The sequence below is a fragment of the Amycolatopsis balhimycina FH 1894 genome (assembly GCF_000384295.1).
In the GTDB taxonomy this organism is placed as follows: Bacteria; Actinomycetota; Actinomycetes; order Mycobacteriales; family Pseudonocardiaceae; genus Amycolatopsis; species Amycolatopsis balhimycina.
The window spans coordinates 9,234,841-9,255,471 of sequence record NZ_KB913037.1 but is presented as its reverse complement, the minus strand read 5'-3'; the positions used below and the strand labels follow the sequence as shown (position 1 = coordinate 9,255,471).

Sequence of the window (20,631 nt, the reverse complement as noted above, 5' to 3'; positions counted from 1 at the left end):
GAGCGACCCCACACGCGCGGTAGCCACGGTGGCGGCCACGGCTTCGTCTATGATCGGCTGCGGTCACTGTCCACTGAGTACCGCCCGGACCTCCGGAAACGAGTCTTTCGAGCGCATGAACGCCCTGTTTCTCGTGATCGCCGCCGCCCTCATCGTCCGCTCGCTGGCGGCCGCCCGCCTGGACCGGTGGAACCTCGGCGCTCCGGTGGTCCTCGTGCTCGCGGGCGCCGTCGTCGGCGTGCTCAACGAGAACTCGATCAACGCCGTGCTCAACACCCAGGCGGTGCAGCAGGTCGCGGAGATCATCCTCGCCGTGCTGCTGTTCACCGACGCCACCGAGGTGCGCGGCGGCCGGCTCTGGGGCAGCGCGCCGTGGTCGGTCGCGCGGGTGCTGCTGCTGGCCCTCCCGCTGAGCCTCGCGCTCGCGATGGCGCTCGGCTGGGTCCTGTTCCCCGGCTTTTCCTGGCCGGTGCTGCTCCTCATCGCCGGCGTCGTCATGCCGATCGACTTCGCCCCGGCCGAACGGCTGGTCCGCGACCGCGGAGTGCCCCTGCACGTCCGCAACGTGCTCAACGTCGAGAGCGGCTACAACGACGGAATCGTCTCACCGCTGTTCCTCTTCGCCCTGATCCTCGCGGGCGATCACGACCAGCAGCGCACCCCGCTGGAGGCACTGGGCACCGTGGTGCCCTTCGCGCTCAAGGCCCTCGTCGCCGGCGTGGTGCTCGGGACGCTGCTGGCGGTGCTCATGGACCAGGCCAACCGGTTCGGCTGGATGACCGACCAGGCCGCGCGCGTCGTCGTCATGCTGGCCCCGCTGCTGACCTACACGGCGACCGTCGCCGTCGACGGCAACGGGTTCGTCGCCTCGTTCGTCTGCGGGACCGCCTTCCGGTACGTCCACCGGCAGGCCAAGGCCCGCCGGCTCCGCCGCGCTCCGGCCGGCCGGAGCGCGGACAGCGCCCACTCCCTCACCAAGGACTTCCAGCTGCTGGAGGACCTCACCTCGGTGCTGACCATGACCATGTGGTTCATGGTGGGCGTCGCGGCGGTGCTCATGGTCGTCCTCGGCGTCTCCTGGCAGGTCGTGCTGTTCTGCGCGGCCGCGCTCACCGTGCTCCGGCTCGCGCCGGTGTTCCTCTCGCTCGCCGGTTCGAAGTTCCCCGCGCGGGAGCGCCTGCTCCTCGGCGTGCTCGGGCCGCGGGGGACGACGACGATCGTGTTCGGGCTGCTGGCGTTCAACCGGCTCCCCGACGGCGGCACCGCCGACACGATCCTGACCATCACCGTCGTGTGCGTTCTCGGCAGCGTGCTGCTGCACGGCGTCGGCGCCCGGCCGGTGACCCGGCTCCTGCTGCGCCGAGGCGAGCCCGCCCCCGCCGATCGGCCGGCGTCATAGCCCCTTCTGCTCCGGACTCGGTGCGGCCGGGAGCCTGGCCACCAGGTACCGGGTCAGCTCGGCCACGGTGGGGTGGTCGAAGACGACCGTCGCGGGCAGGTCGATCCCGGCCGCCCCGGCCAGGCGGGTGCGCAGCTCCAGCGCGGTGAGCGAATCGAACCCGAGCTCGGTGAACGGGCGGTCGTCGGCGATGACGGCGGCGTCGGGGTGGCCCAGCACCGCGGCGACCTCCGCGCGCAGCAGCTCGCGCACCTCGGGCTCGGCCGGGTCCGCCGGCCAGCCACGCCGTGGCGGAGCCGGGCGCCCGACCGGCCCTCCGGCCGGGAGCGCCATCGGTGCCCCCGGGCCGAACCGGGCCGGCACCAGCACCGGTTCGGCCGACCCGAGCGCCGCGTCGAACAGCGCCATGCCCTGCTCGGCGGTGAGCCCCTCGACGCCGGAGGCGTGGATCCGCCGCCGGGCGGTCGCCGAGATCCGGTCGCCGAGGCCGGTGCCGAGCTCCCACAGGCCCCACGCCAGCGACAGCGCGGGGAGTCCCGCCGCACGGCGCCGCCACGCCAAGGCGTCCAGCACGCGGTTGGCGGCCGCGTAGTTGGCTTGCCCGGCCTTGCCGAACACGCCGGCGATCGAGGAGAACAGGACGAACGCGGTCAGCGGCAGGTGCCGGGTCGCCTCGTCGAGCAGCAGCGCCGCGTCCGCTTTGGGCCGCAGCACGGTGTCCAGCCGGTCCGGCGTCTGGGCCGCCAGGACGCCGTCGTCGACCACGGCCGCGCTGTGCACGACCGCCGTCAACGGCGGTTCGCAGCGGCCGACCAGCCGCTCCACGGTGGCCCGGTCGGCGATGTCGGCCGCGACGATCCGCACGTGTGCGCCCAGTTCGCGCAGCGCCGCCCGCAGCTCCTCGGCGCCGGGGGCCGCCGGTCCGCGCCTGCTCACCAGCAGGAGGTGCCGGACGCCGTGGTCCGTGACGAGGTGCCGGGCCAGCACGGCGCCGAGCGCCCCCGTTCCCCCGGTGATCAGCACCGTCCCGGCCGGGCCGATCGGCGACGCCTTCGCCGGCGCCGCCCGCGTGATCCGCAGGACGTGCGGTGCCCCGGCGCGGATGGCGATCTGTGGCTCCTCGCTGCCGCCGGCGAGGGCGGCCACCCGGGTCACCGGGAATCCCGGCTCGAGATCGACCACGCCGATCCGGCCGGGGTGTTCCGCCGCGGCCGCGCAGCCCAGCCCCCAGGCCGCCGCGGCGGCCAGGTCCGGGACGGGACCGGTCGCGTTCCGGGTGACGAGGACCAGCCGGCCACCCCGGTCCTGCCAGTCGTGCACCGCGGCGAGCGCCCGCCCGGCCGCCGTCCGGACGTCGTCGCCACCGATTTCGCCACCGATTTCGACTACGCGGACCGGTTCCGCGGCCGGCGCCGCCGGCACCGCGATCCACTGTGGACGGTAGAGCATCGTGTCGGGTGCCGCCATCGGCCGCGTCGTCAAGGATTCGACCAGCGCCACCGGGTCGCCCTGGCCGTCGAACAGCGCGACCCGGACGGCGCCGGTCCCGAGGCGGCGGCCGTGCACCCGCACCCGCCGGGCCCCGGGCACGTAGACCTCGACGCCGCTCCAGAGGAACGGCACCCGGAGCTCGGCCGCCGGCCCCTCGGCCAGCGCGGTCGCGTGCACGGCCGCGTCCAGCAGGACCGGGTGCAGCTCGAACTTCCCGCCGGCGTCCGGCGGCAGCTCCGCCTCGGCGAAGAACTCCTCGTCGCGCAGCCACAACCGTTGCACGGCGCGGAAAGCGGGGCCGTAGGAGTGTGCGCGGTAGGCCTCGGCGACGTCGGCTTCCGTGGCGCCGGCCGGCGGCCATTCGCCGCTCCAGCCGGGCGGGAGCGCCCCCGGCGGGCGCAGCCGTCCCCCGGCGTGCTTCCGCCACTGCTTCTCGTCGGGGTGCCGGGCGTAGACGTCGATCCGCGGCTCGTCCACGACGACCTGGACGTGGACGTCCGCTCCCCCGTCCAGGCGCAGCGGCGCTTCGATCGTGAGCTCCTCGACCGCCACCCCACCGGCGTGCAGGGCCAGGTCGACGAACGCCGATCCGGGCGCCAGGACCGAACCGCCGACGACGTGGTCGGCGAGCCACCGGTGCCGCCGGATGCCGAGCGAGCCACCGTGCACGACCCGCGACGAGTCGGGCGCCGCCAGCGCCGGGCCGAGCACGGCGTGGTCCCCGCTCACCGGCTCCGGGGACGGCTGGTCCAGCCAGTACCGGGTGCGCTTGAACGGGTACGTGGGCAACGGCGTGATCCGGGCGCCGCTGCCGTCGAACACCGCGGGCCAGCCGACCCGGATCCCGGCCGTGTGCACCGCGCCCGCCGCGGCCAGCACCCCGGTGGCCGACATCGTGGCCGGCACCGTCGGCACGGTGCCGGCCGCCGCCCGGCCGAGCACCGGCGCCGGGCCGATCTCGAGCCCGGTCACCGGGCCCGCGGCGGCGGCCGTGGCCAGCGCGTCGGCGAACCGCACGGTTTCGCGGGCGTGCCGCCGCCAGTGGCCGGGCTCGATCTCCTCGACGAGCTTCCCGGTCACGCACGAGACGAGCGGGAGGGCCGGGCGGTGGTGCCGCAGCCCGGCGGCGATCTCGTGGAACTCGTCGAGCATCGGCTCCAGCAACGGCGAATGGAACGCGTGGCTGACGCGCAGGCGCGTGCCGCCGCCGAACCGCGCGGCGAGCGCCGTCGTCGCGGCCGCCGCACCGGAGAGCACCACCGAACGCGGCCCGTTGACCGCGGCGATCGCGACGCCGTCGCCCGTCCACGGAGCCACGTCCGCTTCGGTGGCTTCGACGGCGATCATCACCCCGCCGCCGGGCAAGGCGGCCATGAGCCGGCCGCGCGCGGCCACGAGCGTGGCCGCGTCCGCCAGCGACAGCACCCCGGCGACGTGCGCCGCGGTGATCTCGCCGACCGAGTGTCCGATCAGGACGTCCGGGCGCAGGCCCCACGACTCGAACAGCCGGTACTGCGCCACTCCGAAGGCGAACAGCGCGGCCTGCGCGTGGTCGGTGCGGTCGAGGGTGTCCCCGCCGGCGAAGGCGACGTCGCGCACGGCGACGCCCAGTGCCTCGCACGTCTCGTCGAAGGCACCGGCGAAGACCGGGAACCGCTCGGCGAGCTCCCGTCCCATCCCGACGCGCTGCGCGCCCTGTCCGCCGAACAGCAGCGCCAGCCGCGTTTCCCCGCGCACGGTCCGGCCGTGCACGCGGCCTTCGGCGACGGCCCGCAGGGCCTCCCGGTTCCCCGCGGGCACCAGGACGCGGTGGGCCAGCGGCGTCCGCCGGGCGAGGGTGAAGGCGACGTCGGCCGTGTCGGGGGCCTCGGCGAGGCCGGCCGCGACAAGCCGCAACGACTCCGCGTCGGCGGCGCTGAGCAACCACGGCACCGACGGGAACTCCGGTCGTGGCGGGATCTCCGGCGCCGGGGCTTCCTCGACGATCACGTGCGCGTTCGTCCCGCCGATCCCGAAGGCTGACACCCCGGCCCGGCGGACCCGCTCGGTGCGCGGCCACGGCCGGGCCTCCGCCAGCAGCGCCACCCCGCCGGAGGACCAGTCCACGTGCGGGCTCGGCTCGTCCGCGTACCGCGACGGCGGCAGCTGCCCGTGCTGCAGGGCCAGCACGACCTTGAGCACGCCAGCGATCCCGGCGGCCGCCTGGGTGTGGCCGATGTTCGACTTCACCGAGCCGAGCCGGAGCGGCGTCTCCCGCGCCTGACCGTACGCCGCGATCAGGGCCTCCGCCTCGATCGGATCACCCAGCGGCGTTCCCGTCCCGTGCCCTTCGACGGCGTCGACGTCGTCCGCGGTCAGCCGGGCGTCCGCGAGGGCCGTCGCGATCAGGGCCTGCTGGGCGCGGCCGCTCGGCGCGGTCAGCCCGTTGGACGCGCCGTCGGAGTTCACCGCCGTGCCGCTGACGAGAGCCAGCACCGGGTGGCCGTTCCGGCGCGCGTCGGACAGCCGCTCCAGGAGGATCACCCCGGCGCCTTCCGACCAGGCCGTGCCGTCCGCTCCGGCGGCGTAGGACCGGCACCGCCCGTCCGGGGACAGGCCGCGCTGACGGCTGAAGGCGACGAAGGTCCGCGGGGTGGCCATCACCGTGGCCCCGCCGGCGATCGCGAGCGAACATTCCCCGGCCCGCAGGGCCTTCACCGCCAGGTGCAGCGCGACGAGCGAGGACGAGCAGGCCGTGTCGACGGTGAGGGCCGGGCCGGTGAGCCCGAAGGTGTAGGAGATCCGGCCCGAGGCCACCGCGTGCGAGGACCCGATGCCCAGCCACGCTTCGAGTTCGTGGTGGGTGAACCGGCTCGCGTAGTCCTCGTGCATCACCCCGGCGAACACGCCGGTGTCGCTGCCGCGCAAGGTCGTGACGTCGATGCCGGCCCGTTCGAACGCCTCCCACGCCGTCTCCAGCAGCAGCCGCTGCTGCGGGTCGGTCGCCAGCGCCTCGCGCGGGGAGATGCCGAACATCCCGGCGTCGAACTCCGCGAAGCCGTCGAGGAAACCGCCGCGCCGGGTCACCGAGTGGCCGAGCCGGTCCGGGTCGGGGTCGTACAGCTCGTCCGCGTCCCAGCCACGGTCGGCGGGGAACTCGCTCGTCGCGTCGACCTGATCCGCCACGAGCCGCCACAGGTCCTCCGGCGAGCGCACCCCGCCGGGGAACCGGCAGGCCATCGCCACGATGGCGATGGGCTCCCCGGCCGGCGCCGGACTCGGTGACGGCGGCGCTTCCGGGCTCGCCGTGCCGCGCCGGTGCAGCTCGGCGATCACCGCGCCCGGCGTCGGGAAGTCGTAGATCAGCGAGTGCGGGACGGGGATGCCGGTCAGCGCCGCGATCCGGTGCCGGAACTGCACGCCGGCCAGCGAAGACAGCCCGAGATCGGTGAACGGCCGGTCCCGCCACCCGTCACCGCCGTCGTGTCCACAGAGGACAGTCAGTTCGGCCCGCACGAGCGCGGCGAGATCGGGCTGTGCGGCGGCCAGGGCCTTCCGCCGCGGCTTGCCCGACGCCGTCCGCGGGATCGCGTCGACCGCGAGGTAGGCCACCGGGACCTTGTACAGCGAAAGCCGGTCTAGACACCGGCCACGCAGCTCCTCGGCGTCGAAGCCGCCGGGCCCGGCGACCACGAACGCCACCGGCACCTCGCCCAGGACGTCGTCGGGACGGCCGAGCACGAGGACGTCCCGCACCGAAGGCGACTCTTCGAGCACCGCCTCGATTTCGGCAGGGTGGACGTTCTGGCCACCGCAGACGATCACGTCGTCCACGCGGCCCTCGAGCACGAGCCGGCCGCCCTCGAACCGGCCGGCGTCGCCCGTGCGGTACCAGCCGTCCCGCAGCGGTGATTCGGTTCGCCCGTGGTAGCCCAGCATCAGCCCGGGACCGCGGACGAGCACCTCCCCCGCGTCGATCCGGATCTCCAAGCCGGGCACCGGGACCAGGCCCGCTTCACCGGGAAGCTCGGCGGCGACCTTCCCGCCCGTCTCGGTGCTCCCGTAGCCGTCGGCCACCGGGAGCCCGAACAGGTCCCGGACCGCGGCCCGGGTCGCCGGCGTGCACGGCGCGCCGCCGCTCAGGCACAGCCGCGGCGCGGCGAGGGGACCGCCGGACTCCTGGCGGAGCCGGAGGTAGAGCGCGGGAACACCGGCGAGCACACTGCCGGGGTACCGGGCGAGCAGGTCCGGCGTGCACCCGTCGGCCAGCCGGGTGTGCGCCCCCAGCGCGATCGTGGTGACGAACGCCAGCGACAGGGCGTACGCGTGGTGCGTCGGCAACGGCCACAGCACGGTGTCTTCGGCGTCGAGCCCGAGCATGGGGACGTAGTACGCGGCCGTCGACCACAGCATCGCGCGCTGCGAGAGCAGGACGCCCTTGGGCCGGCCGGTGGTGCCGGAGGTGTAGAGCAGCCAAGCCGGCTCGTCCAGTCCGAGGTCGTCGCGCGGCTCGCCCACCCGCGCGGGCGGCGGATCGTCGACGAAGAGAACCCGCAGACCGGGCCGGTCGCGGCGCAGCCGTTCGGCCGCGGCGGCGTGCCGCGCCTCCGTGACCAGGAGCGTCGCCCCCGAATCGGCCGCCAGGTGGGCGAGTTCGGCGTCGGTCGAGCGCACGCTCACCGGGACTCCCACGGCCGCCGCCCGCAGCACCGCCAGCAGGGCGACGGCGAACTCGACCCGGCTGCCGACGTGCACCAGCACGCGGTCGCCCCGGGCCACCCCGAGCCCGGCGGCGAGCTCCGCGGCGGCGTGGGCCAGCCCGCCGTAGGTCAGCGTTCGCCGGTCGTCGGAGTAGGCGGGGCGGTCCGCGGCGTGCGCGGACAACGATGTCAGCAGCGGTCGGATGAACTCTGTCCGGATTTCCTCCACCGGTTCGGGTATACCCCATCCGGGGGATCCGTGTCGGTGCCGGCCGCCGTCAGGGCCAAGTCCGTGAATGGCACATCGAGGGACTCTATGTCCGGCAATGTGCCATTCACGGACTTGCTCAGCTTGCTTGCTTGCCGAGCTTTCGCCGGGCCGCGGCCGCCGCGGCGAGGCCGTGGAGGACCGTCCGGGTGGTGGGGACGTCGATGCAGGCGTCGGTGATGGACTGGCCGTATGCCGGCGGACGGCCCGGCTGGAGGTCCTGGCGGCCGGCGCGGAGGTTGGACTCGAGCATCACCCCGACGATGCCGTTCCGCCCGTTCTCGACCTGGCCCGCGATCTCGGCCGCGACGAGGGGCTGGCGGTGGTGGTCCTTGCCGCTGTTGTCGTGGCTGGCGTCGATCACCACCCGGCCGGGCAGGCCCGCGGCCTCCAGCGCGGTCAGTGTCTTGTGGACGGACGCGGAGTCGTGGTTGGGCGCGCCGTCACCACCGCGCAGGACGACGTGGCAGTCCGGGTTGCCCGCCGTGTGCAGGATGGCGGGCAACCCGCCGGGGTCGACGCCGGGGACCACGTGGCGGACCGCGGCGGCCCGGATCGCGTCGATGGCGACGGTGATGTCGCCGTCGCGGCGGTTCTTGAAGCCGACGGGCATGGACAGGCCGCTGGCGAGCATGCGGTGGTTCTGGCTTTCCACGGTGCGGGCGCCGATGGCGCCCCACGAGACCGTGTCCGCGAAGTACGCGGGAATGGTGGTGTCCAGCCATTCGCACGCGGCGGGCAGGCCGCGTTCGGCGAGCTCCAGCAGGAGGTGCCGGGCCGTGCGCAGCCCGTGGTTGACGTCGCCGGTGCCGTCGAGGTGGGGGTCGTTGATGAGCCCCTTCCAGCCGCCGATCGTCCGGGGTTTCTCGAAGTACACGCGCATGACGACGAGCAGGTCGCCGGCGACCTCGCCGGCGATGGCGGCGAGGTGGCCGGCGTAGTCGAGCGCCGCGGCGGGGTCGTGGATGGAGCACGGCCCGGTGATCACGAGCAGCCGGTCGTCCGTGCCGTCGAGGACGCGGACGACGCTCTCGCGGCCCTTTCGCACCGTCTCGGCCGCGGTGGCGCTGAGCGGCAGTTCGTGATGCAGCAGGGCGGGGGTGACCAGGGGGACGATCCGCTCGATGCGCTGGTTGTCGAGGTCGGTCGTGGCGACGGTGTGGGTCATCGCGGCCACACCCGGTGCCCCGGCCCGGCCGCGACCGGTCCCCTTCGCGCCGTCACAGCGAATTCCGTCACCGACATCTCCGCACCATCCTCACTCGAAACCACCGAACAGCCTGGTCAACCCGGCCGGTATTCCCCGGTCCAGACCGGATCCCGTTTCGCGGCGAAGGCCCGGGGACCCTCGATCGCGTCTTCGCTCCGCCGACGGCGCTCTTCCCAGGTGTAGGAAGCGGTGAACGCCTCCTCCAGGGGGAGGTCGAGCGACCGTAGCGCGGCCTCCTTGATCGCGCGAACCGAAAGCGGAGCGGCGCGCACGAGGCTGTCCGTCCATTCGGCGACGCACCGGTCCAGTTCCTCCGGTGGCACGACCTCGTTGACCAATCCGTACCGCAGCGCCGTCGCCGCGTCCATCCGGCGGCCGGTCAGCAGGTAGCCCATCGCCACCTTCTGCGGCAGCTGCCGCGGCAGCCGGAACACCCCGCCCGCCCCGGGGATCAGGCCGAGGCGGACCTCCGGCAGGGCGAACACCGAATCGTCGGAGGCGATGACGATGTCGCAGGCGAGCACCAGCTCGAAGCCACCGCCCAGCGCGTAGCCGTGCACCCGGGCGACCACCGGCTTGGACAGGGTGAACCGGTCGGTCAGCCGGGGATGCCCCGGCTGGCCCCGGCTGCCGAACGTCGTGGCCCGCGCACCCGCTTCGTTCAGCCGGGCGCGTTCCTTGAGGTCCTGGCCGACGGAGAACGCGCGGTTCCCGGCGCCGGTCAGCACCACCACCCGGACTTCGTCGTCGGCCTCGGCGTCGTCCCAGATTCCGGCGAGCTCCTCGTGCGTCCGCCGGTCCATGGCGTTCAGCACGCCGGGCCGGTCCAGCGTCACGTAGGCGACGTGGTCCTTCTTCTCGTACCGCACCCGGTCGCCGCTCACGACGAGCCCGCCGCGAACCGGCCGACCTTGCCGATCACGTCTTCGCCGTAGATCCGCAGCGCCTGCTGCAGGGCGAACTCGGCCATGTACCGGCGGAATTCGTCCGGCGGTTCCTCGGCCAGGTTCAGCATGCGCCGGTTGGCCAGCACCGCCTCCCCGTCCAGGCGGGCCAGCGCGGCGTCGATCGCCGCGTCCAGCTCCGCCGGCGGGACGACCTCGTCGACGAGCAGTCGGGCATCCGGCTCGTCCGCCCGGATCCGGCGGCCGCCGAGGATCACCTGCCGGGCCACGCGGGGCCCGGCGAACCGGGAGAGCCGGAAGTTCGACGCGCCGGGGATGATCCCCTCCTTCGCCGCGGGCAGGCTGAAGTAGGCGTCGGACGCGGCCAGCACGTGGTCGAAGACGAGGAGCAGCTGGGCCCCGCCGCCGATGGCGAAGGAGTCGACGGCCGCGATCCACGGCTTGTCGGTCAGCCGCGAATGCCACGAACCTTCGGTGACCACGCCGCGCACGATCTTGTGGATGTACCCCAGCTCCCGCCGCAGCAGGAAATCGACCAGCGGGATGCCGCCCGAGCTCAGCTTCTTGAGGTTGATGCCGGCGCAGAACACGCGGCGCCCCCGGTAGCGGGGATGGCTCATCTCCCCGCCGCGCAGCAGCCCCACCCGGACGGCCGGGTCGAGCAGCGCCAGGTCGACCGCGGTCTCCATGTCGTCGACCTGCTGGGCGTCCTCGGCGTTGAGGCAGTCGTCCCGGCACAGGGTCAGGTACGCGACGCCGTCCCGGCGTTCCAGCCGGACCGCCTCCATCTGCACGACACCGGACTCGGTGAATCCCGGGAGCAGCTTCAGCGCCCTCGGGGTGGGCTGGAGCATGGCGTCGAGCAGGTGCGGGCCGGCCCGCTCCGCCCGCAGGATCCCGCGCAGGAAGATGCCCTGGTCGATCTCCCGCCCGTCCTTCTCCGCCTGCGGCCGCGCGCGCTCGGCCGCCATCTGCTCGTCCGTGGGCACCAGGCCGGGAAAGGCCCGGGCGGCGGCCCGGACGAGCTCGTCGATGCGCAGGGACCGGGACCGGCCGTCGGTGAGTTCGTCGTAGATCGCTTCGGCGTGCGCCCCGACGTAGTCCGCGCGCATCGCCCGGATCCCGTCCAGCGCCGAAGACGCGGCCTCGCGTTGCCCGGGGGTCCGGGCGGACGGCGGCGGCAGTTCGGCGAGCAGGTCGTCGACGCGGCCGGCTGCCTCCGCCAGGGCCGGGCGGTCGAGCCGCGGCCCCGGCGGAGACGTCGGGGGTGCGGCCGTCACGACGCGGTTTCCCTGCGCAGGGCCCGGTCCGCCGCGGCCAGGTGGGCGCCGAGTGCGTCCTCGAAGGCGGTCGAGCCGGCTTCGAAGACCAGCTGACGGCGGATCGCCAGCTCCTTGCCGTCCACGGCACCGGCCGTCCCGGCGAGCTCCGCCAGCGCGGCCGCCGGGTCCTCCGAGACCTCGTCGACCAGGTTCAGGGCCAGCGCGCGACCGGCCTCGATCGGGGCGCCGAGCAGCACCGCCCGCCGGATGCCGGCCGCCCCGGCCTGCCGGGTGAGCCGGTGCACGGTCATCCCGGGCCACGGCGCGCCGCCGGCCCGGGCGAGCAGCAGCCGGGTGCCCGGCGCGGCGATCCGGACGTCGGCCGCGAGGAGGACGTCCAGTGCCGTTCCGGCGCAGTCACCCGCCGCCACGGCGATGGTGAGCCTGCCGAGCCGCTCGAACCGGCGCACCACCCGTTCCCACTTGGAGACCAGGCCGACCGTCACCTCCGCCGTCCAGCCGGCGGCCGGGACACCCGTGACGTGGACGGTGACCGGGCCGGGTTCCCGGTGGTCTTCCGCGCGATCGCAGAGGGCGTCCAGTTCCTCGACCGACGCGGCCGACAGGGGCCGGGTGCCGTCGAGCCGGAGCACCAGTTCACCGTTCACCATTGGATCAGCGCCATTTCGATTGTGGAGCCAGGCCCCATGGTCATGAGTACGCCGTAGTCTCCGGGCCGGGTGACGCCTTCTTCGGCGAGCCGCTCGTAGGAGAAGAGGAAGGAGCCGCTGGAAAGGTTCCCGTAGTCACGGAGAACTCCGGTGGTGTGGCGGACGTCGTGGCGGCTCAGGCCGAGGTTGACGACGACGGAGTCGATCACCTTCTTGCCGCCGGAATGCACCAGCCAGTGCCCGATGTCGCTGCGCCGCAGGCCCGTGCCGGACAGCAGCCGGTCGGCGACGATCTCCGCGTGCGCCCCGACCACGTACGGAATCTGCGGGTCGAGGAAGAAGCTGAACCGGTCCTGGTCACGGTCCCAGTCGTAGCGCATGGCGTCCAGCGCGTCGGTGATGATGTAGCTCGCGAACTTGAGGACCCGAGGGCCGGGCACGCGGCCGTCACCGGAAATCACGGCGAGTGCGGCGGATCCGTCGCCGAAGAGGCTGTTGACCACCGCGGTCCGCATGGTGCCGTCCAGGGCGTAGGCCGCGGAACACGCCTCGCTGCACAGGACGACGCCGAGTTCACCCGGGTGCGCCGCGGACCAGCCGGCGACGACGTTGAGCGCGTTCAGGCCGGCGTTGCACCCCATGCCCACGATGTCCGAGCGGCTGCAGTGCGGGTCGATCCCCAGTTCGCGGATGATCAGTGCGCTGAGGCCGGGGGTCAGGAACCCGGTCGAGGTGACGCAGCACAGGTGACGCAGGTCCGAAAGCGTCGCTCCCGCCGACTTCAGGCAGGCCTCGAGGGCCCGGCACCCCATGTCGACCGCGAGCTCCTTGTGCTTGTCCAGGAGGTCGCCCTGCGGTTCGGACACGCGGCCCCCACCGGGACTCTCCGGCGGCAGGGTGAGAAAACGCCGGTCGATGGCGCTGTTCAGGAAGACCGAGCGGATTTTGGGGTCCTCGACGTCGAGGATGTCGAGGACCTCGGACTGCGAATAGGACGACGCGGAAACCGCTGTTCCCACGCCGGCGAATCGAGTGATCTCGGTCAGGCCGGAGAGGACCGAAAGGTCTTCGGCGGGTTCGATGCTGGTCGTCATCGATACATCCACCCCCACGTTCTCAACTTGCTTCGAAGCAGCTGCTTGACCTGCGCAGCGGGCATGGATCTCACCTTTCGCGAAAGAGCGGACCGGACATTCCGAAAGTAGGCTCGGCCGAACTCGGCGGTCAATGTCGTCCAAGGCGCGGAGTTCGTGATTGGTTTCCGTCGAAGGCGTCCTTCACCGCGTTCGGACGTGGTGAAGGACGCCTTCGGCCCGATCGGTCGTGAGGTCAGGCGGAAAGGGAGACTTCGGACAGCTGCCGGTCGAGCTCCAGGCAGGTGGCGTAGTCCGGCAGCAACCCCTGCCGTCCCGCCTCGGCGAGCGTGACGGCCACCTGGTCCCGTTCGGACAGGATCGGGTCGACGTCGGCGTCGATGGGCAGGCCCAGCGCGGGATCCAGGACCGAGAGGGCGAGCTCGTTCCGCGCCACGTAGGCCGTGGAGAGCAGGTACCACATGGCGGTGTCGTCCTCGAGGGCCACGAACGCGTGGCCGACCCCCACCGGGAAGTACATCGCCCGGTGGTCCCGCTGGTCCAGCAGGACCGCGTCCCACCGGCCGAACGTCGGCGAGCCGACCCGGATGTCGACCACGATGTCCAACGCCTTGCCGCGGGCACAGTAGACGTACTTGGCCGTGCCCGGTGGCGTCATCGTGTAGTGGATGCCACGCACCACGCCGCGCTTGGACATGCTGTGGTTCGTCTGCGCCACCCGGAACAGCGGGCCGCCGCGGGCCTCGGCGAAGGCCTCTTCCTGGAACGGCGAGACGAACAGGCCCCGGTCGTCGGGGAAGACCCGGGGGGTGAACTCGATCGCGCCGTCGACGGCGAGTTTGCGTGCTTGCACGGCTACTCCTGTTGGTGGAGTGGTCAGAGGGTGGACACCACCTCGCGCACCGCATGGATGACCTTGTCCTGCAGGTCGGCGGAAAGCGCGGGGTACATCGGCAGCGAGAAGATCTCGCCGGCCAGTTTTTCGGTGACCGGGAACGCGCCGGTCGCGTAGCCGAGGTGGGCGAAACCGGTCATGGTGTGCACCGGCCACGGATAGCTGATGTTCAAGTGGATGTCGTACGCCTTGAGGCGCTCGATGATGTCGTCACGTCGCGGGTGGCGCACGACGTACACGTAGTACACGTGCTCGTTGCCGGGGACGGTCCGCGGCAGCTTCAGCTCCGTGTCGCCCAGTCCGTCGACGTAGCGCTGGGCGATGGCCTGGCGGGCGGCGACGTAGGTGTCGAGCCGCTTGAGCTTGCGCCGCAGGATCTCGGCCTGGACCTCGTCCAGCCGGCTGTTGTGGGCCGGCGTTTCCAGCGTGTAGTACTGCTTGTCCATGCCGTAGTAGCGCAGCCGCCGCAGCCGCCGGTCCACGGATTCGTCGGAGGTGATGGTCGCGCCGCCGTCGCCGTACGCCCCGAGCACCTTGGTCGGGTAGAAGGAGAACGCGGCCGCGTCACCGGTCGAGCCCGCGACCGTTCCGTTCTGCCGGGCCCCGTGCGCCTGGGCACAGTCCTCCAAAATGGACAGTCCATGCTTCGCGGCGAGGTCCTTCAGCGGAGCCATGTCCACGCACTGTCCGTATAGGTGCACGGGCAGCAGGCACTTGGTGCGCTCGGTGATCGCGGCCGCGACCTGGCCGGTGTCCATCAGGAAGTCGTCCTCGCGGACGTCGACGAAGACCGGCGTGGCGCCGGTGCCGTCGATGGCGACCACGGTCGGGGCGGCGGTGTTGGACACCGTGATCACCTCGTCGCCCGGCCCGACACCCAGCGCCTGCAGGCCGAGCTTGATCGCGTTCGTCCCGTTGTCGAGGCCAACGCAGTGCCCGACCCCGTGGTACGCGGCGAATTCCGCCTCGAAGCCACGCACGCTCGCCCCGAGCACGAGCTGCCCCGAGTCGAAGACCGTCTCGACCGCGTCCAGCAGGTCGAGCCGCTCGTTCCGGTATTCGGCCTGGTAGTCCCATACACGCGTGGTCATGTGCGAACCTTTCCCTGATCTGATGACGGCAAAGCGGCGACAGTGCGGCGCACTCCCTCGGGCCGCGACATCTCCGGGCGCCGGCCGGTGATCGACCGGAACGGCGTGGAACCGACCGTGACGCTCCGGAAATCCGTCTCGGGCGCGTGCGACGGGGGTGCCACGCAGGGCACGTCCACCGGGCCGCGTCCGGTGTGCCCGGCGACCTCCCGTGCCACGAGCCGGAAGACTTCGCCCAGCCGGTGGACGGCCGAGCCGGCGAAACCCGAGGCGCCGAGGACGGTGACCGTCTTCATGTCAGGCACCGCCTCGAGGCTGGGCCGTCGCGGCGTTGAGGCAGGCGAGCAGCGTGCGGGCCTCGACGTTGACGTAGTGCCCGTGCCGGGTGAGCGCGGTGAGCTGGGCCGGCGTGACCCAGGTGTAGCCGGGAGGGGGCTCGACCGTGTCGTCCGCTTCGATCGCGAGGTAGCGCGCCCGGACGTTGAGGAAGCGCCCGCCCTCTTCGGAATGTATTGCCTCGTAACGAATGCGCGACTCCGGAGCGTTGAGGACGACGTCGAGGAAGGGCGGGCGGTTCTCCGCGGGCAGGTGCGCGTAGTTTTGGGGAGTGCACTGGACGGTCGGTGCCAGCTCGACCGTGTCCAGGAAACCACCGTCGGCGCGGGCGTGCACCAGAACGTGGGGCACACCGCCGATCTCGCGCACGAGGAACGCGACGACACCCAGGTCGACGGATTCGAGCAGCGGCTGGGTCCAGCTGATCCGCTCGCGGTTGCTCCCCCGCACGGCGACCGCGAGGACCCGGAAATAACGGCCGTCCTCGTGCTCGATCGCTTCGTCGCCCTGCTTCCAGCCGCACACGTCCGCGAGCGGGATGCGGCGGGCACGCACGTCGTGCCGCGAACGCTCGTTCGTGAACCACGACAGGAGCTGGACGTCGGAGAACCGCGCGCCGGGAGCCGCGTCGTGGTAAGGCAGGCACGACAACACGCTCCTGGCGTTCATGTTGATCGTCTCGTCCTCGTGCATCAGCTCCGCGATCTGGCCGAGGGTGAGCCAGCAGAAGTCGTCCCACAGCGGCACGTCGTCGACGGTCTCGACGATCATGTTGCGATTGGACTTGCGGAAGAACCACGAGCCTTGCTCGGCCTGGAGAACGTCGACGATGACGTGCTCGGGGTCGGGCGGGGCGAAGTACTCGATCAGCTTGACGTTCGTGCCGCCGTGCGCCTTGGTGTAGTTGCTGCGGGTGGCCTGCACGGTCGGCGAGAGCTGCACCAGATTGGGGTTCCCCGGCTCCATCTTGGCCTGCATCAGGAAGTGCAGGACGCCGCCGAACTCCTTGCCCAGGATGCCGAGGATGCCGACTTCGGGCTGCTTGATGACCGGTTGCTGCCACTCGCGGTAGGGGCCGTCGCCGTTCGGGCCGTCGTGCTCGATCACGTGCAGGCCCTCGATGGTGAAGAACCGTCCGCTGTGGTGCACGAGGTTGCCGGTCACCTCCTCGAACGACCACTGGTCGAGGTCCCGGAACGGGACGCGTTCGACGTGGAAGTCGTTGGCCTCACGGCGTTCGGCGATCCAGGCGCGGACGTCCTCGGTCCGCATGTGCACCCCGTCGGTGGTCGCCGCCGACAACGCGATGCGGTCCGCGTGGTCGCGGCCGTCGCGGGGGCGCACCACGACCGGGGGAACGAGGTCAGGCAGCATCGGACGACTCCTTGTCATGACCGTCGTGCGAAGGCTGCGTCATCGCTGCTCCGGAACCGGCGTCGGGTCAGGCCGAAGACGCTGTCGAGGAAGTCTTTTCGTTCCTCGTGCCGCCAAGATAGCGGCAGGCACCGCACTGTTCCACGCCGTGGATTGGTCAACGGCCGCCGTGGCACGAGAAAGCGATTTCCCGTCCGACCGGCGAATTCCGCGGTTGGACACCCGCGGTTCGTCCCGTCGCCCCGAGCAGTACCGGCCTGCGCCTAGAGACTTTGCTCCTGCGGGTTCGCCGCCGGGTGCGTGTTCCACGCCCGGTGTTCGTTCTCGCGAACCTGTTCTTCGGCGGTCTGCTCCACTCTGGACATCGCGAACCGCAGGATCGGCGACGCCATCAGGGAAGTGACGATCGCGACGAGGATGATGATCGTGTAGACCTCCACGCTGAGGATACCCAGCCGCAGGCCGACCATGGCCACCACGACCTGGATGACTCCCCGCGCGTTCAGCCCGGCGCCGAGCGCCAGCCCTTCCCACTTGTTCAACCCGCTCAGCCGCGCGCCGGCGAACGCGCCGGCGAACTTGCCGGCGATGGCCAGGGCGAGCACCACCAGACCGGTGAGCAGGACCACCGGGTGGGTCAGCGCGGTGAGGTCCATCCGCAACCCGGCCGTGGCGAAGAAGAGGGGGGCGAGTCCCGACAGGACGACCGTGCGCAGGGGGGCGAGCTTGGCCGGATCCACCTTGCCCGCCGTCCCGAGCAGGATGCCGCAGAGGAAGGCGCCGAAGACCGCCTCCAGGCCGAGCGCCTGCGTACCGGCCGCGGCGAGGAAGATCAGGACGACGACGGTGGCGACGGTGAGCCCGGGACCGTCGGACTTGGCCGCGACGCGGAGCACACCCCGGGCCAGCGGACGGCCGAGGGTGAAACAGAAGGCGAGGATGGCGACCAGGTAGGCCAGCGAAGTGAGCACGGTGCCGGCGGAGACCGCGTTGACCGCCATCGCGCTGACGACGGACAGCATGAACCAGCCGAACACGTCGTCGACCATGCCGGCGGTGAGCGTGAGCTGCCCGATGTTGCGGTGCAGCAGTTTCATGTCGATGAGGGTCTTGGCGATGACCGGGATGGCGCTGACGCACAGGGCCACGCCGAGGAACATCGCGAAGACGGTGACGTCGGTGCCCTCCGGAACGAGCACCTTCGGCAGCAGGTAACCCGCGCCGATCCCCAGGCCGAGCGGAAGGACCAGGCCGCCGATGCTGACCCCGGCCGCGGTGAGGCCGCGCTTGCGGGCCAGCCCCATGTCCATCTGCACGCCGGTGAGGCCGACCAGCAGCAGGACGCCGACCTGGCCGACGGCGTCGAGCAGGTGGTACTGCTCGGCGACGGCCGGGAACAGCCAGCTGTGCAGGCCCGGCGCCGCCCAGCCCAGCAGCGACGGACCGAGGATCACCCCGACGAACAGCTCACCGACGACCGCGGGCATCCCGAACCGGCCGGCCAGCCGGCCGAGCACGACGGCGAGCAGGAGCAGCAAGCCGATCTGCAGCAGGAAGACCAGGAGACTGTGCGCGGCGATCGGTGCGACCGGCGCGACCGCCGCGGCAAAGGTGTGCAGCATTTTTCTCCTCCGGGAAAGGCCCCGCTCCAGTCGAGCCCGGCACGCGCGGGCGGATCGGGTTCACGTCGAAATCGGGCGTGGGGCGGGGAATCAGCCGTAGCGGGGGACCCTCGTGCCCAGCCGGCCGGCCGCGCTCACCGAGTCACAGCCCGCCAGGCCCAGCGCGTTCCGGAGTTCGGCGGCGAGCAGTTCGAACACCTGCCGGACGCCCTCCTGGCCCGCCGCGGCCAGCCCCCACATCACGGGCCGCCCGACCAGCACGCCCGACGCGCCCAGCGCGGCCGCCTTGAGGATGTCCCCGCCGGTCCGGATTCCGCCGTCCAGCAGCACTTCGCAGCGGCCGGAGACCTCGGCGGCGATCTCGCCCAGCACCTCGATCCCGGGCACCGCGCCGTCCAACTGACGACCTCCGTGGTTGGACACCACGATCCCGTCGGCCCCGGCCTCGACGGCACGGCGGGCGTCCTCGGCGGCGAGGATGCCCTTGAGCACCACCGGCAGGTCCGTGTGCGCGCGGACCGTCGCCACCGACTCCCAGGTGGCGGGGGCGAACTCGCGCGCGGTGTGGTCGGCCACGGCCGAGGCCCCGCGCGTGCGGCGGTGCGCGGCCGATCCGGCGTCGAAGTTGGCCGCTGTCACCGATTCCGGCAACGCGAAGCCGTTGCGCATGTCCCGCCACCGCCGTCCCATCCACGGCACGTCCACGGTGAACACGATCGCTTCGCACCCGGCGTCTTCCGCGCGGCGCACGAGCTCCAGCGACCGCTTCTCGTCACGCAGCCAGTACAGCTGGAACCACGGCCGGCCGCCGACGGCCGCGACCTCCTCGAGCGGGACGCTGCTCAAGGTGCAGATGGTGTACGGCACGCCGGCGTCGCGAGCCGCGCGAGCGGCCGCCAGCTCGCCCTCGGGGTGGAACAACCGCTGGTACGCGACCGGCGCGACCGCCATCGGGAGCGCGGCGCGCCGGCCCAGGAGCTCGGCCTCGGTGGTGCTGCCGGTCAGGTCGCACAGCATCCGGGGAACCACGAAAACCCGGTCGAGCGCGGTGCGGTTGGCCGTCAGCGATGCCTCGGCGCCGCTCCCCCCGGCGAGGAAGTCCCAGATCTCGCCGGGGAGGACGTCGCGAGCGGCACGTTCGAGGTCGCCCAGGGAAACGTACGTCATCGCCGGGCGGCGCCGAACTCGCTCTGCCCGGTCCGCTCCAGCTCCACGGCCTCGTACAGGGCCTTGATGTTGGAGCTGCCGAAGGTTCCCGCGCCCTGCCGCTCGATGATCTCGAAGAAGATGGTGTGACGCGGGTGGGTGGAAGCGGCGAAGATCTGGAACAGCTGGCCGCCGTGGTCCTCGTCGGCGAGCACGTTCGTCGACCGCAGGTCGTCCAGCGTGTGCGTCTCCAGCGTGATCCGCTCGCCGAGCATGTCGTAATAGGTCCCCGGAGTCTTCAGGAACTCCACCCCGCGGCCGGACAGCGCCCGGACCGCGCGGACCGCGTCGTCGGCGTTGAAGGCGATGTGCTGGACGCCGGCTCCCTGGTGGGCCTTGAGGAACTCGTCGATCTGGCCGGGGTCGGCGTTGCTGTCGGGCTCGATCAGGGTGAGGGTGACCTCCCCCGACGCGCTCTGCACCACGGTGGAGTTCATCGCCTGCCTGCCGACCACGATGTGCTCCTCGAAGATCTGCCGGAACCCGAAGGCCCGCTCGTAGAACGCCACCGTGGGACCGAGGTCACCCGAGTTCAGGCAGACCGCGAAGTGGTCGAGCCCGAGCAGGTTCACGTCTCCCCCGCCCTGGCCGGTGGTCTCCGGCGCGGCCGCGGTGGCTTCGCCGCTCTGGATCAGGGTGTGCACGACGTCGCCGAACCCGCCGATGGTGGCCGTGACGATCGGCCCGCCGGCGAGCCGCACCGGTTCGCGCACGGCGGCGGCCCCGCCCCGCACCGCGGCTTCGAAAGCGGCGGTCACGTCCGGCGTGCGCAGCGCGATGTCGGCCACGCCGTCGCCGTGCGACTGGAGGTAGGCGGCCGCCGGGTGCCGGTCCGACGTCGGTTCGGTGAGGACCAGCTTGATCGGGCCCTGCCGCAGCGTGACGCTCCGGTGGTCCGCCGACCGGTCGGTACCGGCGACGGCGAAAGCATACTTGTCGACCCAGGTGAACGTGGCCGCCTCGAGGTTTTCCACATACATTTCGACGTAGTCGATCTCGAAATTCTGGACAGTCGAATCGGAAGTCAAGACATTCCTCCGTCAAATAGGTGTAACGCTCATTCCCCAGGATGGCTCCAAGCCAATTCCGCATCAACGGTGTCAGCTTGACACCCGCCGCGGCGGGCGC

The 20,631-nt window shown here is 72.3% G+C and carries 14 protein-coding genes; 1 reads left to right on the top strand and 13 read right to left on the bottom strand.

Annotated features, from left to right (window positions below; translation table 11 throughout):
- Positions 1-115 precede the first annotated feature (115 nt).
- A complete protein-coding gene (locus A3CE_RS0142650; RefSeq protein WP_020646237.1) occupies positions 116-1,399 on the top strand; it encodes a cation:proton antiporter domain-containing protein in 1,284 nt (427 codons plus the stop codon).
- Here A3CE_RS0142650 and A3CE_RS52470 read toward each other — a convergent pair.
- The 13 genes from A3CE_RS52470 to hppD form a co-directional block, all read right to left on the bottom strand.
- Positions 1,394-7,798, bottom strand: coding sequence for an SDR family NAD(P)-dependent oxidoreductase (locus A3CE_RS52470; RefSeq protein ID WP_051183826.1), 6,405 nt, complete (start codon positions 7,796-7,798; stop codon positions 1,394-1,396). The genes A3CE_RS0142650 and A3CE_RS52470 overlap by 6 nt on opposite strands.
- Before the next feature lie 118 nt (positions 7,799-7,916).
- On the bottom strand, positions 7,917-9,005 hold the full coding sequence (locus A3CE_RS0142640) for a 3-deoxy-7-phosphoheptulonate synthase (protein ID WP_026469394.1): 1,089 nt from the start codon (positions 9,003-9,005) through the stop codon (positions 7,917-7,919).
- 116 nt (positions 9,006-9,121) lie between these two features.
- On the bottom strand, positions 9,122-9,931 hold the full coding sequence (gene dpgD / locus A3CE_RS0142635) for an enoyl-CoA-hydratase DpgD (protein WP_020646235.1): 810 nt from the start codon (positions 9,929-9,931) through the stop codon (positions 9,122-9,124).
- Positions 9,928-11,232 (bottom strand): (3,5-dihydroxyphenyl)acetyl-CoA 1,2-dioxygenase DpgC, encoded by a 1,305-nt coding sequence (gene dpgC / locus A3CE_RS0142630; RefSeq protein ID WP_020646234.1) that lies wholly within the window; start codon positions 11,230-11,232, stop codon positions 9,928-9,930. The genes dpgD and dpgC overlap by 4 nt, the downstream gene beginning before the upstream one ends.
- Positions 11,229-11,885, bottom strand: coding sequence for an enoyl-CoA-hydratase DpgB (gene dpgB / locus A3CE_RS0142625; protein ID WP_020646233.1), 657 nt, complete (start codon positions 11,883-11,885; stop codon positions 11,229-11,231). The genes dpgC and dpgB overlap by 4 nt, the downstream gene beginning before the upstream one ends.
- Positions 11,879-12,979 carry a 3,5-dihydroxyphenylacetyl-CoA synthase DpgA gene (dpgA, locus tag A3CE_RS0142620; protein ID WP_020646232.1) on the bottom strand — a complete coding sequence of 367 codons (1,101 nt, stop codon included), beginning with the start codon at positions 12,977-12,979 and terminating at the stop codon, positions 11,879-11,881. Before dpgA ends, dpgB begins: the two co-directional genes overlap by 7 nt.
- A 235-nt stretch (positions 12,980-13,214) precedes the next feature.
- A complete protein-coding gene (locus tag A3CE_RS0142615) occupies positions 13,215-13,832 on the bottom strand; it encodes a dTDP-4-dehydrorhamnose 3,5-epimerase family protein (protein ID WP_020646231.1) in 618 nt (205 codons plus the stop codon).
- A gap of 23 nt (positions 13,833-13,855) precedes the next feature.
- Positions 13,856-14,965, bottom strand: a complete 1,110-nt coding sequence (locus tag A3CE_RS0142610; protein ID WP_020646230.1) for a DegT/DnrJ/EryC1/StrS family aminotransferase — start codon at positions 14,963-14,965, stop codon at positions 13,856-13,858.
- Entirely contained in the window at positions 14,962-15,261 is a 300-nt protein-coding gene (locus A3CE_RS0142605) for a hypothetical protein (RefSeq protein WP_020646229.1), read from the bottom strand. Before A3CE_RS0142605 ends, A3CE_RS0142610 begins: the two co-directional genes overlap by 4 nt.
- A gap of 1 nt (position 15,262) precedes the next feature.
- Entirely contained in the window at positions 15,263-16,675 is a 1,413-nt protein-coding gene (locus A3CE_RS0142600) for an NDP-hexose 2,3-dehydratase family protein (protein WP_020646228.1), read from the bottom strand.
- Between the two features lie 263 nt (positions 16,676-16,938).
- Positions 16,939-18,297, bottom strand: a complete 1,359-nt coding sequence (locus A3CE_RS0142595) for a cation:proton antiporter (RefSeq protein ID WP_020646227.1) — start codon at positions 18,295-18,297, stop codon at positions 16,939-16,941.
- Between the two features lie 90 nt (positions 18,298-18,387).
- Complete coding sequence (locus A3CE_RS0142590; RefSeq protein ID WP_020646226.1) at positions 18,388-19,464, bottom strand: alpha-hydroxy acid oxidase; 1,077 nt, start codon at positions 19,462-19,464, stop codon at positions 18,388-18,390.
- Positions 19,461-20,531 carry a 4-hydroxyphenylpyruvate dioxygenase gene (gene hppD, locus A3CE_RS0142585; RefSeq protein ID WP_020646225.1) on the bottom strand — a complete coding sequence of 357 codons (1,071 nt, stop codon included), beginning with the start codon at positions 20,529-20,531 and terminating at the stop codon, positions 19,461-19,463. The genes A3CE_RS0142590 and hppD overlap by 4 nt, the downstream gene beginning before the upstream one ends.
- Positions 20,532-20,631: the final 100 nt, after the last annotated feature.